Origin of the sequence: Rothia nasimurium (assembly GCF_004569295.1) — a bacterium.
GTDB lineage: Bacteria > Actinomycetota > Actinomycetes > Actinomycetales > Micrococcaceae > Rothia > Rothia nasimurium_B.
In genome coordinates this window covers 22,428-37,436 of sequence record NZ_SPQC01000028.1, presented here as the reverse complement: position 1 = coordinate 37,436, position 15,009 = coordinate 22,428, and the positions used below count along the sequence as shown (strand labels likewise).

Below are 15,009 nucleotides of genomic sequence, written 5' to 3'. Positions count from 1 at the left end.
GGGGTGGAGTTAGCGGGGTGAAGCGCAGACGGGTGCCGGGCGGTGCCTGGGCCAGTAGGCGCAGGTCAGCCGGGTGCACCGTGGCAATGACGGGGTAGCCGCCGGTGACCGGGTGGTCGGCTAGGAAGACCACGGGCTCACCGCTCGGCGGCACCTGGACTGCCCCCGCCACCATGCCCTCGCTGGGCAGCTCCCGGGTCACGGCCCGGGTGAGGATATCGGCGGGCTGGAGGTTGGTGGGCTGGGTGCCTGCACCCCCGTCGGCTGGGGTATCTGCCAGCAGGAGCCTGACCCCAATGCGGTCACTGGACTGGGAGACCTCCCAGGTCACCTCGGCGAAACGACTCAGAGACTCGGGTGTAAACCAGTCGTCGCGGGGGCCGGGCAGGGCGCGGACCTCCAGCACCCTGCCCAGTTTCGGCAGGGGTAGGACGGGTGCCGGGTCAGCCACCACCGCCACCGGCAGGCTTGCCAGTGAGAGCCTCTCACCGGCCGCCAGCGGCTTCGGGCCCAGCCCGGCCAGGGTGTCGCGGGAGGCGCTAGCCGCCTCGGTTCTAGCGGCAAACCCGCCGCGCACCGCAAGATAGGTACGCACACCGCGTGCGGGTGCCCCCAGGGTCAGGGTCTGCCCGGGCTTCAGGGCAAAGGGGGCGTAGGGGCGAACGGCCAGAGGGGTGTCTGTTGCCTGAGCTGCGCCCTGCCCGGGGTTAGCGGCCTGCCCGTTGGCGCCCTCGGTTATCTGCGCCGGGGTATCTGCCCCGGTCAGGGCCAACTCTGCGTCGGCTAGAGCGGTAATTTTTAGCCCGCCAGCCAGGTTCTCAAGAACGGTAGCACCCGCGCAGTTACCGACCAAGCGGTTAGCTTCGGCTGCCGCTTCCCGGTCGGCTGGGCCGGAAGGAGAGACACCCCAGTGGGTCAGCCCCGCTCGGCCGGAATCCTGGAAGAGGGTCAGCAGGCCGGGGCTTTTAACCTCCAGCACCTCGCTGGGAGCCGGGGTGGGGCCGTCCGTCTGCCCGGAGCTAACCGGGCGCGAACCTGCCCGAGGCTGCTGGGCTGGGGCGGGAGCGTCCTGAACCCCTGCCTGACCTGCTGTAATGAGCTCCCGCACCGCCTCGAACTGTACCTGCATACCGGGCTCTAGCAGGGCGGGCGGATTTTGAGTGAGGTCCCAGAGGGGCGCATTTGTGCGGCCAATGAGCTGCCAGCCGCCGGGGGAGGTGCGCGGGTAGATGCCCGAGAAGTCACCTGCCAGGCCAACAGCACCGGCAGGAACTGAGGTGCGCGGGGTGGGGCGGCGGGGAACGTCCAGCATATTATCGTGCCGGTGCAGGTAGAAGAAGCCTGGGGCGAAGCCCGCGAAGGCAACTGACCAGTGCCCTGTGGTGTGGGCGTAGATTACCGCCTGCTCGCTTATGCCCAGGTGGGTGGCGACGTCGGTGAGGTCCTGGCCGTCGTAGACGACCGGGATGGTAACCGTGCGGCCGTGGGTGCGCACATCTCCGGACGCCTGCGGCAGGTTGGGCTCGGCAAGAAAGTCAGCGGCCTGCTGGGCGGTTTCGAAGCGGACGAGCACGGTTTGGGCTGCCGGGACCAGCTCGGTCTGCCCTGAGGCGGGGTGTTGTTGCAGGTGGCCGTGCAGGTGCAGGGCGTTTTCGAGGGTGCGGCAGTCAACCATAACGGCTAGTAGGCCGAAGGGCTTGACCGTATAGATGGTGGCGGCCTGCCTGCTGGGTGTGCGCCCGCTGGGTGTATGCGCGGTGGTCATGGCGCCCCTCTCTGCCCGGTTGTGCTGAACGGCCTGTCGGTGGTTGGAGTAAACGGAGAGCTCTCAGCCACCGCTCAGGATTGTTCAACAATTCTGGCAGATGTGGCGCCGCCCACGCAAGCTGCGCCGCATCGTAGCTGTTCTCTCTGGCGAGTGCGACTTGTTTTCCCGAGCGGGTGTTGTTTTAACGTCCTTTTGGGAAGATGAGTCGCATTCGGTGGTGAAGCTATTTCTGGAGTGCTCTGTGCCGGGGTAAGCGCCGCTCAACGGCTCTATTTCTGTGGAAAACTTTGACGCACTGACGTCATACTTCTCGCCCTGAGCAAACCTCCGCAGCTAGGCCTCAAAGTTATCCACAGATAGTAGAAAACGGCTAGTAGAGACGCACTGTAATAGGGCATTTTTAACCCATGGAACACTTGTTTGAGACTGTTAAAACTTCGGTTGAGCTTAGACACCTGGGTAAGAGCACTTCCGGTGTAAGCCGCGAATTCACCAGGGGAGAGCTCTTTAAAATCGGTCATAATGCCTATATAAAGACAGCTTTATGGGAGTCACTAAGCAATACCGATAGGTGTCTAGCCGGGCATGTGGCTTTCATGAAAACAAATCGGGGGTATGTGTTAAGCCATGTGTCTGCTGCTCTCTGGTGGGGTGCCCCTGTGCTGCGGTTACCGCACAAAATATGGGTGAGCCATCCGCACGATTCAGTCAAATCTCGAGGGCAGGTGCAGGTCAGCCGCAACCGGCAGAAGGAATGCGACAGTGCAGTGTTCCATCGGGGAGCCCGTGTGACGGCGCCGCTGCAGACGGCTATCGATTGCGCGCGGACGCTTCCGATTATTGATGCCCTCTGCATTGCCGATTACTTTTTGCATTGCCGACTGGTGGATTATGAGGTTTTAGCCCAGTGCTTGAGAGAGTTAAGCGGTCGTGGTGTTTGTACTGCGCGTGAGGTGGCTCGTTTGATGAGCGCAAAAGCGGAGTCACCGCTGGAGACTGTTGCTCGATATTGGATTCTGATGTGGGGTCTTGCGCCGCCTGCAGAACAGGTGCCTTTATGGGTTGGTGGAAGAACTCTGCGACCTGACTTTTTGTGGGAGAAAGAGCGGGTCATTTTAGAAGTTGATGGGAAGGTCAAGTATGCGGGTACTTTTGGTGAAGCTGCAGAGAACGTGGTTCAGAACGAGCGTCGTCGTCAGCACGAATTAGAGAGCATGGGGTATACTGTGGTGCGCGCTTTATGGGAAGACATTGTGGTACACCCTGAGCGTCTGCGTGCAAAGTTGGCGAGGGCTGGAATTTGTGAAGGCCCGCGTCATCGAATGTGACTTGAATTCCCAAGCGGGCGTTAAAGCAACACCCGCTCGGGAAAACACGTCGCATTCGGCAGGGCAGTGGGGGTAGGACGCCGCCCCCCCGCCTACCTAGGCAAAGGCGCGGACGTTCGCACCGGCGTCCTCAAGCGCCGCCCGCACCTGCCGGGCAAGAGCAACTGCCCCGGGGGTGTCGCCGTGCACGCAGATGCTATCGGCCTGCAGGGGCACAACCGAGCCGTCCACGGCTACAACTTCGCGGTCCACCGCCATGCGCACCACGCGCTCAGCGACAGCCTGCGGGTCGTGAATCACGGCACCGGCCTCACGGCGGGATACCAGGGTGCCCTCAGGGGTGTAGCCGCGGTCGGCAAAAGCCTCATAAAAAACAGGAACGCCCAGGGCACCAGCCGCACGGGCAACCGCGGAGTTGGGCAGGCAGAGAATCGGCAGATCCCCCAGCTCGTGCAGGGCCTGAGCTACTGCCGCAGCCTGCACCTCGTGGTGAACAATAGCGTTGTAGAGACCGCCGTGGGGCTTGCAGTAGCGAATCTCGGTGCCCTCAACTCGGGCCACCGCCTCAAGCGCCCCCACCTGGTAGATCACCGTATCGGTGAGTTCGGTGGCGGTCATATCCATGAACCGGCGGCCAAAACCAGCCAGGTCAGGGTAAGAAACGTGGGCTCCAATCGTCACGCCGTTCTCGCGTGCCGCCCGCACGGTGGTGCGCGCAACCGAGGGGTCACCCGCGTGGAAACCGCATGCGATATTGGCTGAAGAGACGGTCTGCATCATCGCAGCGTCGTCGCCCATGGTCCAGGAGCCAAAAGACTCCCCAGAATCAGAATTCATATCAATATGTAGGGTGCTCATGGCACTAGCCTACCGCCGCGCCCGCCTGCTGGGTGCACCTGCTGGGGTGCGGACGTCCGCCGCACCTGGGCGGGCATGTTCCCAGGGCGGGGCAAGAGGGCTAGAATTGCTGAGGTCTACACAAGGAGTGCGCATGACACACGCTACCGACCCCCGCCGGGTCACCCTCTACACCTGGATTATCTCGGTGGGCGGCTTTCTCTTCGGCTATGACACCGGAATCATTAACGGCGCCCTTCCCTTCTTGCAGCAGGACTTTACCCTGTCGCCTGCGGCGGAGGGGGTGGCCACGTCCGCGCTGACCCTGGGCGCCGCCTTTGGCGCGCTCCTTGCCGGGCAGCTGATTGACCGGTTCGGACGCCGTCGCGTGCTCTTCGTGCTGGCTTTGGTTTTTGCGGCCAGCTCCCTGGGCCTTACCGCTGCCCCTAACCTGGACATTTTTATTGTCTTCCGTGTACTGGTGGGCCTGGCGGTTGGCGCCGCCTCGGCGGTCGTACCGATTTATCTGGCGGAAATTTCTCCCGCCAACCGCCGCGGTGCGATTGTCACCCGCAACCAGTTCATGATTGTCTTCGGCCAGCTTACCGCCTACGTGGTCAACGCGATGATTGGCAATATTTTTGCTCATCAGGTGATGATTTGGCGGGTTATGTTCGCTATCTCGATCATCCCTGCTCTGGTGCTTTTTGTGGGTATGTTCCTGGTGCCCGAGTCGCCGGGTTACAAGCGGGAGGCTACCGCCGAACGCGGTGCTCTGAAGTTGCTTTGGCGGGACCCGGCCCTGCGCACCACCCTGCTGCTGGCCGCCGCTATCGGTATTGTGCAGCAGGCTACCGGCGTCAATGCCCTTATGTACTACGGCACCCAGGTGCTGCGCGAGGCTGGCTTTTCCACCGACGCGGCTCTGACCGCCAACATCTCCAACGGTGTGCTGTCGGTGCTGGGTGCCGCTGTTGGTCTCTGGTTTGTAGGACGCTTCCCCCGTCGCCTGGTGCTGACTATCGGCCTGACAGGCACCACCTTTTCCCTGGTCATGCTAGCGGCCACCTCGCAGCTGCTGGACGCGTCCGCTCGGCCTTGGGCTACCCTCTTTATCTCTATTATTTTCTTGGTCTTCCAGCAGGGTGCCGTATCGCCGGTGACCTGGGTGCTCATGAGCGAGGTCTTCCCGGCCCGCGTGCGCGGCGCCGGTATGGGCGTGGCTACCTTTGTCTCCTGGATCGCTAACTTTATGGTCTCCCTCTTCTTCCCTCAGATGGTGGCAGCCCTTGGCTTGGGCATGACGTTTGCGGTCTTCGCCGTTATCGGCATTGGTCTGATTACCTTCACGCGCGCCGCGGTGCCCGAAACCGCTGGCCGAGACATGGACTAACCACCCGGCGTCCGTCCGCCCTACTACCCTAAGGAACCCATATGGCTCGCCCCGACTACGGCATTGGCCCGCTGGCCCACGCCCTGGCTACCGACTTTGGCTACGATTTTGAGTACGACGCCCCGACTGAGGTCGATGGCCTCTGGCTAGAGACCGCCGAACTTGAGAAGACCTACATCGACCTGACCGGCCGCGTCTTTACCCTGCTGCTCAACATTTTTTATATTGGGGACGAACGCCGCTACGGCTTCGCTCTCTTTGAGCTAGAGGACGCCGCAGAGCCGGGCGCTGAGCCGGGTGCGGACGCCGGTGAGCAGCTCGTGCTACGGGAGGACGGCCTAGCCAGCGCGGCTGACTTGAAGGCCCGGGTGGCGGACGTGCTGGCTGATTCTGCCCAGCTCTTAGCCGAGCAGGACGTCTACGACCTGGGCGAGGCCATTCGTACCGTTGATGCTACCTATACCCCGGAGCAGCAGGCGGCCATTCTGGAGACTTCGCAGGTGCAGAAGGGCAAATCTTTCTTCGCATAGCAGCTGCCCGCCCGCAGGGGCCGCAAGAAATGTGTGTGTTTGAGAAAAGCGAGCCGGCTGGCTCGCTTTTTCTCGTTATATAGCGGGAAAAGCCGACTACTGCTTTGAGTAGCTGGCAGATGATGGAGTCATACGTGTGACAAATCCGACTATGAGATATCAATATTGGCTATCTTGGCTGCTTCACGTAGGGTCTTAGCAGCGTATTCAAGGCCTTCAATAGGTCTCATAGAGGTGTCTTCATGTTCAATATTGACCCACATGTTCTCATCTACCTCATAAAGGGCCTTCATAAACTCTGCCCAGTAGGTGGCATCATGCCCGATGCCAACAGCGACGAAATCCCAGGATGAGTCTTGAGGCCATTCGTTGACATATTCATCGCCACCGATATTTGTGCGGTTTTCATCAGGAGTCAAGCGACGGAATCGTTCATCCAGTACTCCGTAGATTGCAGCATTTTCAGGGTTGATGCGTACATCTTTGGCGGCAGAGTGGAAAGTTAGCCCTCCTAGCCAGCGTACAGCTTTAATGGGATCCATCTGTTGCCAGAAAAGATGGGAGGCGTCTAACTCCACACCGATATGCTTGGCGTTGATGCGTTCTATGAGACGCTTTGCTGTGGGCGGGTTGAAGACCAGGTTCTGGGGGTGCAATTCTAGAGCAACTTTTACGCCGTTTTCAGCAGCTAGTTCTTCAATTTCTGCCCAGAACTGGGTTGCAACTTCCCACTGGTAGTCTAGAGAATCCAGGGTTCCGGAACTCCACGTGTTGATATGCCAGGCAGGGTGTTTGGTGCCGGGTTCTGTACCGGGAAGACCGCTCATAGTGACCACGCGGGTTTGCCCCAACAGGGGAGCGAGGCGGATTGTTTTGCGCAAGTCCTCCGCGTGCTTTTCGCCAATCTCAGGGTTGGGGTGCAGAGGATTCCCATTGCAGTTTAAGCCTGCGATTTCGATTCCGGCGGTTTTAAATTTTTCTAGGTAGTCCGTAGCAAGTTCGGGATTCTTGAGGATGTCATCGACAGGGACATGGACGGGGGGTAGAAAGCCCCCGGTGTTAAGTTCGTAGCCCTTGAGTTCTAGGTTGGCAACAATGGTGAGGGCTTCTTCAAGGGGGCGGTCGTGAAGGATTGCGCTATAGACACCGAGTTTCATGGTTTCTCCTTGGCAGACAATAGTTGTTGAACCGTTCCAAAATCGAGGTTTGAAAATGTCGTTTGGTTGTAGTTTTTGTTGCGTGGGGAACTCTGTTCCCAGTGGCATATGGACTACATTACACAATGTCTCACTATTTTGAAATTTTTTGTCAATATGTCATAACAAATATTGACAGGACAAAGTGGCATGGTGCACGCTGGATATAGACAAACCGGCAATATCGTCTCCATCTGCAACTGACAAAAGGAAATCGTCAATGTACGAACTGCTGACCATGGGCCGCATCAGCGTAGATGTCTACCCTAATGACATCGGTGTAGGGCTTGAAGACGTTGAAACCTTCGGTAAATACCTGGGCGGCTCGCCGGCCAATGTCGCCGTAGCCGCAGCTAAGTACGGACATAAGACATCTGTAATCACCCGCGTCGGCAATGACCCTTTCGGTGTGTACTTGCGCCGGGAACTCAACCGCTACGGGGCAGATGACGCAAACGTCACCGTCGATCCGAACCTCCAGACCTGCGTCACTTTCTGTGCTATCAAACCTCCAGAAGATTTCCCCCTCTACTTCTATGGACGTTTCCCCACCGCGCCGGATCTTCAGATCACCGCCGACGACATCGACATGGAAGCCGTCAAAAACGCCACTATTTTCTGGACGACCCTGACCGGTATGTGCCAGGAGCCGGCCCGCTCCGCCCAGTTGGCAGCCCATGAGGCTCGTGGACGCGACAACCTGGCTGAGGGCCAGCACACGATTCTCGACCTGGACTACCGCCCCATGTTCTGGGAGAAGCCCGAAGAGGCAACTGCCGCAGCTCAGGAACTGCTTAAGTACGCCACCATCGCCATTGGCAACCGGGAAGAATGCGCTGTTGCTGTCGGTGACGGCACCCCGGACGAACAGGCTGACCGCCTCCTGGCTGCAGGCGTGAAAATTGCTGTGGTCAAGATGGGTGCTGAGGGCGTGATGGCTAAGACTGCTACTGAACGTGTTGTCTCAGCCCCCACCCCGGTCGAAACCGCCAACGGCCTTGGCGCAGGAGACTCCTTCGGCGGGGCCTTCACCCACGGAATTCTCTCAGGCTGGCCCCTGGAAAACGCTCTGACCTTTGCGAATGCAGCTGGCGCTATCGTCGCCTCCCAGATTGCCTGCTCAGAGGCAATGCCCCAGGAACAGGACGTCATGGACTTCCTGAATGACCGTAACCGCGGATTCTAGAAAGGACGGGAACGACCATGACGATTGATCTCACCGCTGACCGGGACCCCCGCCGCTACGAGCATCTCACCAAAATCCGCCTGGAAGACCCCCAGGCAGTAGCCAGGGCTGCTGCAGCCCGACCCCGCCACGAGGGGCCGACCTACGGGCGTCAGAACTTCATTGTGGCAGCAGACCACCCAGCCCGGGGCGCTAACCGAGTTGGTTCAAACCCCATGGCCATGGCAGACCGTCGGGACCTTCTTGACCGCCTCCAGATTGCCCTGGCCAACCCGACCGTTGACGGCGTCCTGGCTTCCCCCGATATCCTCGACGACCTCCTCCTGCTTGGTGCTCTCGACGGAAAGCTCGTCTTCGGGTCTATGAACCGAGGTGGTCTCTCGGGGCTCGTCAATGAAATGGATGACCGCTTCACCGGCCACACCGCTGACTACCTCAAATCCATCGGGGCTGACGGCGGCAAAATGCTGACCAGAATCCACTACGGGGACCCCAATACGGTTGCGACCCTCGAAGCCACAGCGCAGGCCGTGAACTCCCTTGCTGACCAGGGGCTCTATGCCATGGTTGAGCCCTTCATCTCTGAAACCATTGATGGGGCAATCCTCAATGACCTCACTCCCGACGCCGTCATTAAGTCAGTGGGCATTGCCAGCGCCCTGGGTACCAACAGCGCCTACACCTGGATGAAACTGCCGGTCGTTGATGAGATGGAGCGGGTCATGGTCTCAACCACCCTGCCTACCGTCCTGCTGGGGGGTGACCCCTCCTCGTCCCCCGATGAAGTTTTCGCCACCTGGGAAGCTGCCCTTAAGCTCCCCGGCGTGCAGGGGCTAACCGTAGGGCGGACCCTGCTCTACCCCGAGGACGGCGACGTCGCCGGGGCCGTTGCGACCGCAGCTTCCCTGCTCCACCATACCGCTTAAAAGAAGAATCACTCCGGTTAGAAAGAAACCCTCATGGCTCATCAGAGAATGTCCGTCGCCCAGGCAGTCGTTACCTTCCTTGGCAACCAGTACACCGTCGATACCATCGGCGACGAAACTTTCCGGGCCCGCACTGTTCCGGGTATGTTCGGTATTTTTGGCCACGGCAACGTCGCCGGTATGGGACAGGCCCTGCGTCAGTACCAGGAAACCGCTCCGGGTCTTATGCCCTACTACCAGGGTCGCAATGAGCAGGCCCAGGTTCACCAGGCTGTTGGCTACGCCCGCCACACCCGTCGCCGTCAGACCTTCGCGGTGACAACCTCTATCGGCCCCGGCTCCTCCAATATGGTTACCGGCGCCGCCCTGGCGACCACTAACCGTCTGCCCGCCTTGCTCTTCCCCTCAGACCAGTTTGCAACCCGCACCCCCGATCCGGTGCTCCAGCAGCTGGAACGCTTTGATGCTGGTGATATCACGGTCAATGATATTTTCCGCCCCGTATCCCGCTACTTCGACCGGGTCCAGCGTCCCGAGCAGGTCTTTTCAGCCCTTTTGAACGGTATGCGGGTGCTGACCGATCCGGTCGATACCGGTGCTATCACCATTGCCCTGCCCCAGGATGTCCAGGCTGAGGTCCTGGATGTGCCGGAAGAGTTCTTGGCCCCCCGCGAGTGGCGGATCCGCCGTCCGGAACCTGAAGAGGTTGATATCCGGGCTGCTGTTGAGGCTATTCGGGGCGCCCAGAAGCCGGTCATTATCGCCGGTGGCGGTGTCCACTATGCCTTTGCAACAGATGAGCTCAAGAAGTTCGTTGAGGCAACCGGTATCCCCGTGGCTTACACTCAGGCAGCTGTAGGCGTCATGGACTGGGACCACCCCCTCTGCCTGGGCGCTGTCGGCTCCACCGGTTCTACTGCTTCAAACGCCCTGGTCCGTGAGGCAGACCTGATTATCGGTATCGGCACCCGCTACGAGGACTTCACCACGGCCTCCCGCACCGCCTTCCAGAACCCCGACGTAAAGTTCGTCAACATCAACGTTGCGGCCTTCGACGCCTACAAGCAGGGTGCTGCCGTATCTATGGTTGCTGACGCCCGCAAGGCCCTGGTGAAGCTCAATGAAGCGATGAGCGGCTTTAGCGTCTCGGACGCTGTCCGTCAGCAGGTTGCCGACGAGAAGCAGCGGTGGGACGGCATTGTGGACGAGGCTTTCGCCCAGCGCTTCCGCCCCCTGATGAGCCAGAATGAAATCATCGGTGCAGTCAATGAAGCGATGGATGACCGGGACGTCGTTGTGTGCGCTGCCGGTTCACTACCCGGTGACCTCCACAAGATGTGGCGGGTCAAAGACGCTTTCGGCTACCACGTCGAATATGCCTACTCCTGCATGGGTTACGAAATCCCCGGCGGTCTGGGCGTCAAGCGAGCCTCCCTGGATGCCCAGGACGGACGCGACGTCGTCGTCATGGTGGGGGACGGCTCCTACCTGATGATGCACACCGAACTGGTGACCGCAGTTGCAGAAGGAATCAAGCTCATTACCGTCCTGATCCAGAACCACGGCTACGCCTCCATTGGTGCCCTGTCTGAATCCCTGGGCTCCCAGCGCTTCGGCACCAAGTACCGTATGCACGACGCCGAAAACCACACCTTCGACCACGGCGACAAGCTCCCGATCGACCTGGCAACCAACGCTGAGTCCCTCGGTGCCCGTGTAATCCGCGTCGAGCCGGGGGAGAACGTCCGCGAAGACCTGATGGCAGCTATCAAGGAAGCTAAGGCAGCCCCCGAAGGGTCAGGGCCCATCGTCATTCATGTTGAGTCAGATCCCATGATTGACGCCCCCTCCTCGGAATCCTGGTGGGATGTTCCGGTCACTGCCGAGAGCGAGTTGGAATCAACCCAGCATGCCTATCAGGGTTACATCAGCAACAAGGCCAAGCAGCGTCCCTTGCTCGGCTAGGTCACCCTCCTCTGCCCCCGCAGAGGGCAAAACTAAGCCTGGGTTCCAGCCCCAGATACCCCGCAAGTCTCCATGAGCGTCAGGCTCACGGGGCTGGAACCCGATCGATGTACATATCAACATCAAGAGAAAGAAAAAGTTCATGTTATACGAGGTCGTACACTTCATCCAGGGCTCCGAGGTTGCCAGCGCAGGCGACGCCCGCCAGGATATCTTCAACCCTGCTACCGGCGAAACCATTGGCACCCTACACATGGGTGGTCAGGACGAGCTGCAGGCTGCTGTTGCCGCTGCCAAGACTGCGGGCCAGAGCTGGTCTGAGGTCTCCCTGGCCAAGCGCACTGCCATTCTTTTCCGCTTCCGTGAACTGCTTGTTGAGCGGACTGACGAGCTGGCAGAAATCGTTGTTAGGGAGCACGGTAAGGTCTTCTCCGATGCCAAGGGTGAAATTGCCCGTGGCCAGGAAATCGTAGAATACGCCTGCGGTATTACCAACATCATCTCCGGTGCCTACACCCCCCAGGCGGCAACCGGTATTGACGCTTACTCCATGCGGCAGCCCCTGGGTGTCGTTGCAGGTATCACCCCCTTCAACTTCCCCGTCATGATTCAGCTCTGGATGGCTCCTCTGGCTATTGCCTCAGGTAACGCTTTCATCCTCAAGCCTTCAGAGCGCGACCCTTCTGCCGCTAACTTCATTGCCAAGCTGTGGAAGGAAGCAGGTCTACCTGACGGTGTCTTCAACGTCCTGCACGGTGGCAAGGAGATGGTCGATGGCCTGCTCACCCACCCCGATGTTGACGGTATCTCCTTCGTTGGTTCAACCCCCATAGCTAAGTACGTTTACGAGACCGGAACCGCTCACGGCAAGCGCGTCCAGGCCCTGGGCGGCGCCAAGAACCACGCCCTGATCATGCCCGACGCTGACATGGACGTCGTCGCTGACCACCTCAGCGCCGCCGCCTTCGGTGCGGCCGGTCAGCGCTGCATGGCAATCTCAGTGGCAGTTGCTGTAGGGGATGCTGCAGAAATCTCCATCGCCAAGGTGGCAGAACGCGCCCAGAAGATCAAGGTTTCGAACGGTATGGATCAGGACGCTGACATGGGCCCGCTGATTACTCCCGTCTCCCGCGACCGCGTCCAGCGTATTATTACCGAAGCGGAGCAGGCCGGTGCAGCTGTTGTGGTTGACGGTCGCAACCTGGTCATTGAAGGCTACGAGGGTGGCAACTTCGTTGGCCCCACCATCCTGGACCAGGTCAAGACCGAAATGGCCGCCTACGGTGAAGAAATTTTTGGCCCCGTACTCGTAGTGGTTCGTGTTGAATCCCTGGAAGAAGGTATCCAGCTGATCAACTCCAACCCCTTCGGTAACGGTACCTGCATCTTCACCTCATCCGGTGCCGCTGCCCGTCGCTTCACCCGCGACATCAAGGTCGGTATGGTCGGCGTGAACGTACCCCTGCCGGTGCCCTTGGCTAACCACTCCTTTGGTGGCTGGAACGACTCCCTCTTTGGCGAGCACCACATCTACGGTGAAGAAGGGGTCCGCTTCTACACCCGCGCTAAGGCCATCACCCAGCGCTGGCCCGAGCCTAAGCAGGCTTCAGGGGCGTCCTTCAATTTTGAGTCCCGTTCTAACTCCTAGGGTGAGGTGACCCCTCTGGGGCTCTGCTGGAAAGAGTGCTCCGGCCAGGATAGTGACCTTTGGGTAGGTATCCTGGCCGGAGTTTTTTTATGACTGAATAGCGGTTTTGGTGAGACCGGGCATACGGCTAAGTGGCAGATTTGATAGAATGTAAGGACAAATCTGTGGGGTTTCTGCCTCGCCCCCTTCCCTTTCACCGCAGAAAGAGACTACACATGACAGAGAACAAGCTCATCATTGGCACCGCCCCGGATTCCTGGGGAGTCTGGTTTCCTGAAGACGACGCCCAGACCCCCTGGCAACGCTTCCTCGACGAGGTCGTAGAAGCAGGCTATAAATGGATTGAACTGGGGCCCTACGGTTACCTCCCCGCAGACCCCGAAATCCTAGCCAAGGAACTCAAAGACCGCGACCTGCAGGTGTCTGCAGGAACCGTCTTCACAGCCTTCCACCGTGGCCTCGACCAGTGGGATATCGCCTGGGAACCCGCCCGCAAGGTAGCAGAACTTACCGCAGCTATGGGAGCCCAGCACATCGTCGTCATTCCCGCCCTCTGGCGCGACGACAAGACCGGCAAAGAACTTGAACCCTCCACCCTCACCGACAAGCAGTGGGACGACCTCGCTACAGGCCACAACCGCCTCGGCGAAACCCTCCAGAAAGAATTCGGCCTCTTCCAACAGTTCCACTCCCATGCCGACTCCCACGTCGAAACCATGGAAGAAATCGAAAAATTCCTAGCCGTAACCGACCCCAAGCTAGTTACCCTCTGCCTCGACACCGGCCACGCCGAATACGGTGGAGCATCCTCCGTCGAACTAATCGAAAAATACCCTGACCGCATTGGTTACCTGCACCTGAAGCAGGTAGACCCCAAGATTGTCGCCCAGGTTAGGGCCGAAGAAATGTCCTTCTCCAAGGCCGTCCGCCTCGGGGCTATGTGCGAGCCCCCCTACGGCCTGCCTGACCTCTCCAAGGTCATCGAAGCTGCAGAAGCCCTCGGCCGCCCCCTCTTTGGCATCGTCGAACAAGATATGTACCCCGTTGACTCCTTCGATACCCCCTTGCCAATAGCCAAGCGCACCAAGAACTACCTGCTCGGCTGCGGCTCCCGCACCACCATCTCTTAACACTCCATCACCCTACGCAGGCATCGCACCATTGGTGCGGTGCCAGTGCCCCAATCAAAGAAGGATACTACCGTGACTCAAGAACTCCGCATCGGCATCGTTGGCGCAGGTCGCATGGGCTATGACCACATCAAGCGCATCCACTCCACCATCAACAATGCTGTTGTATCAGCTGTTATCGATATTGATGAAGCAAAAGCACAACAGGCAGTTGAAGGAATCGAGGGGGCAAAGGTTTTTACTGACTTCGAAATTGCTCTCGACGCAGATGCCTTTGATGCTGTACTCATCTCAACCCCTGGCTTCCTCCATACCCCTGTGCTCATGCCCGCAATTGCAAAGGGGCTACCCATCCTTTGCGAGAAGCCTTTAACCACCGACTCCGCTTCTTCCTGGGAAATTGTTCAAGCGGAAGTTGCAGCGGGTAAACGCTTGGTTCAAGTTGGTTTCATGCGACGTTTTGATTCTGGTTACCAGAAGATTCGCTCCCTGGCGGAGTCTAAGGAGCATGGTGAGTTGCTACAGCTTTCGTGCGACCACATCAACCCCGATGTGCCTGAGTCATACACCGGTCGCAACCTTATCGACGATACTGTAGTGCACGAGTTTGATGGCATCCGCTACCTCACCGGTGAAGAAATCAAAAATGTTCAGGTACGGACCGGTAAGAATTCCAAGCATGTCAAAGGAGACCTTCAGGATCCTGCACAGGTACTCATCGAGACTGAATCCGGTATTTTGGTTACCGTTAACACCCATGTTGTTGCCCAGTACGGTTATGCTGTCACCACCAAAGCAGTCTTTGAAGACCAGCACCTGACTGTGGGTGAAGATGTCTGCGAGAGCTTTGAACCCCGTTTTGTTGATGCTTACGACGCTGAGGTTCAGGCATGGGTTGACGCGGCTCTGGCTGGTGAGCAGGTTGGCCCCTCTGCCTGGGATGGCTACGCTGCTGCTGCCTGCTGTGAAGCCGGTATTCGTGCTATTGGTTCCGGTAACGTCGAAGGCGTTATCCTCGAGCGTAAGCCGGAACTTTATAACTAAAGATATCATCACCTCCGGTATCTACTGCAGGTAGCGGAGCACCCTCTAGAAACTAACC

The 15,009-nt window shown here is 59.2% G+C and carries 12 protein-coding genes; 9 read left to right on the top strand and 3 right to left on the bottom strand.

The features are described from left to right. Window positions 1-1,765: carboxyltransferase domain-containing protein (locus tag E4U03_RS08410; protein WP_135013100.1), on the bottom strand; the 1,765-nt coding region annotated here is incomplete at its 3' end. A 410-nt stretch (window positions 1,766-2,175) separates the two neighbouring features. Here E4U03_RS08410 and E4U03_RS08405 point away from each other — a divergent pair. Then, complete coding sequence (locus E4U03_RS08405) at window positions 2,176-3,096, top strand: DUF559 domain-containing protein (RefSeq protein ID WP_135013099.1); 921 nt, start codon at window positions 2,176-2,178, stop codon at window positions 3,094-3,096. A gap of 96 nt (window positions 3,097-3,192) precedes the next feature. Here E4U03_RS08405 and E4U03_RS08400 read toward each other — a convergent pair whose 3' ends face one another. Beyond that, a complete protein-coding gene (locus tag E4U03_RS08400; RefSeq protein ID WP_135013098.1) occupies window positions 3,193-3,954 on the bottom strand; it encodes a LamB/YcsF family protein in 762 nt (253 codons plus the stop codon). 133 nt (window positions 3,955-4,087) lie between these two features. Here E4U03_RS08400 and E4U03_RS08395 point away from each other — a divergent pair, with 133 nt between their 5' ends. Together E4U03_RS08395 and E4U03_RS08390 are read left to right on the top strand one after the other, a co-directional pair. After that, a complete protein-coding gene (locus E4U03_RS08395) occupies window positions 4,088-5,326 on the top strand; it encodes an MFS transporter (RefSeq protein ID WP_167752366.1) in 1,239 nt (412 codons plus the stop codon). A 41-nt stretch (window positions 5,327-5,367) separates the two neighbouring features. Then, on the top strand, window positions 5,368-5,856 hold the full coding sequence (locus E4U03_RS08390; protein WP_135013096.1) for a hypothetical protein: 489 nt from the start codon (window positions 5,368-5,370) through the stop codon (window positions 5,854-5,856). Between the two features lie 149 nt (window positions 5,857-6,005). Here E4U03_RS08390 and E4U03_RS08385 read toward each other — a convergent pair whose 3' ends face one another. Next, window positions 6,006-7,013 carry a sugar phosphate isomerase/epimerase family protein gene (locus E4U03_RS08385; RefSeq protein ID WP_135013095.1) on the bottom strand — a complete coding sequence of 336 codons (1,008 nt, stop codon included), beginning with the start codon at window positions 7,011-7,013 and terminating at the stop codon, window positions 6,006-6,008. A 259-nt stretch (window positions 7,014-7,272) separates the two neighbouring features. Here E4U03_RS08385 and iolC point away from each other — a divergent pair, with 259 nt between their 5' ends. From iolC to E4U03_RS08355, 6 genes are all read left to right on the top strand, one after another. Beyond that, window positions 7,273-8,238: a 5-dehydro-2-deoxygluconokinase gene (iolC, locus tag E4U03_RS08380; protein ID WP_135013094.1), complete on the top strand. Its 966-nt coding sequence runs from the start codon at window positions 7,273-7,275 to the stop codon at window positions 8,236-8,238. Between the two features lie 17 nt (window positions 8,239-8,255). Beyond that, a complete protein-coding gene (locus E4U03_RS08375) occupies window positions 8,256-9,164 on the top strand; it encodes a Cgl0159 family (beta/alpha)8-fold protein (RefSeq protein ID WP_135013093.1) in 909 nt (302 codons plus the stop codon). Between the two features lie 48 nt (window positions 9,165-9,212). Next, a complete protein-coding gene (iolD, locus tag E4U03_RS08370) occupies window positions 9,213-11,129 on the top strand; it encodes a 3D-(3,5/4)-trihydroxycyclohexane-1,2-dione acylhydrolase (decyclizing) (protein WP_135013102.1) in 1,917 nt (638 codons plus the stop codon). Between the two features lie 142 nt (window positions 11,130-11,271). Then, window positions 11,272-12,777 carry a CoA-acylating methylmalonate-semialdehyde dehydrogenase gene (locus E4U03_RS08365; RefSeq protein ID WP_135013092.1) on the top strand — a complete coding sequence of 502 codons (1,506 nt, stop codon included), beginning with the start codon at window positions 11,272-11,274 and terminating at the stop codon, window positions 12,775-12,777. A 215-nt stretch (window positions 12,778-12,992) separates the two neighbouring features. After that, complete coding sequence (locus E4U03_RS08360; RefSeq protein WP_135013091.1) at window positions 12,993-13,907, top strand: sugar phosphate isomerase/epimerase family protein; 915 nt, start codon at window positions 12,993-12,995, stop codon at window positions 13,905-13,907. A gap of 72 nt (window positions 13,908-13,979) precedes the next feature. Next, on the top strand, window positions 13,980-14,951 hold the full coding sequence (locus E4U03_RS08355) for a Gfo/Idh/MocA family protein (protein ID WP_135013090.1): 972 nt from the start codon (window positions 13,980-13,982) through the stop codon (window positions 14,949-14,951). The last annotated feature ends 58 nt before the right edge of the window (window positions 14,952-15,009 follow it).

Excerpts from the sequence above, each read along its gene's own strand:
- E4U03_RS08405 (WP_135013099.1), top strand. The coding sequence starts at position 2,176 with ATGGAACACTTGTTTGAGACTGTTAAAACTTCGGTTGAGCTTAGACAC.
- E4U03_RS08400 (WP_135013098.1), bottom strand. The coding sequence starts at position 3,954 with ATGAGCACCCTACATATTGATATGAATTCTGATTCTGGGGAGTCTTTT.
- E4U03_RS08395 (WP_167752366.1), top strand. The coding sequence starts at position 4,088 with ATGACACACGCTACCGACCCCCGCCGGGTCACCCTCTACACCTGGATT.
- E4U03_RS08390 (WP_135013096.1), top strand. The coding sequence starts at position 5,368 with ATGGCTCGCCCCGACTACGGCATTGGCCCGCTGGCCCACGCCCTGGCT.
- E4U03_RS08385 (WP_135013095.1), bottom strand. The coding sequence starts at position 7,013 with ATGAAACTCGGTGTCTATAGCGCAATCCTTCACGACCGCCCCCTTGAA.
- iolC (WP_135013094.1), top strand. The coding sequence starts at position 7,273 with ATGTACGAACTGCTGACCATGGGCCGCATCAGCGTAGATGTCTACCCT.
- E4U03_RS08375 (WP_135013093.1), top strand. The coding sequence starts at position 8,256 with ATGACGATTGATCTCACCGCTGACCGGGACCCCCGCCGCTACGAGCAT.
- iolD (WP_135013102.1), top strand. The coding sequence starts at position 9,213 with ATGTCCGTCGCCCAGGCAGTCGTTACCTTCCTTGGCAACCAGTACACC.
- E4U03_RS08365 (WP_135013092.1), top strand. The coding sequence starts at position 11,272 with ATGTTATACGAGGTCGTACACTTCATCCAGGGCTCCGAGGTTGCCAGC.
- E4U03_RS08360 (WP_135013091.1), top strand. The coding sequence starts at position 12,993 with ATGACAGAGAACAAGCTCATCATTGGCACCGCCCCGGATTCCTGGGGA.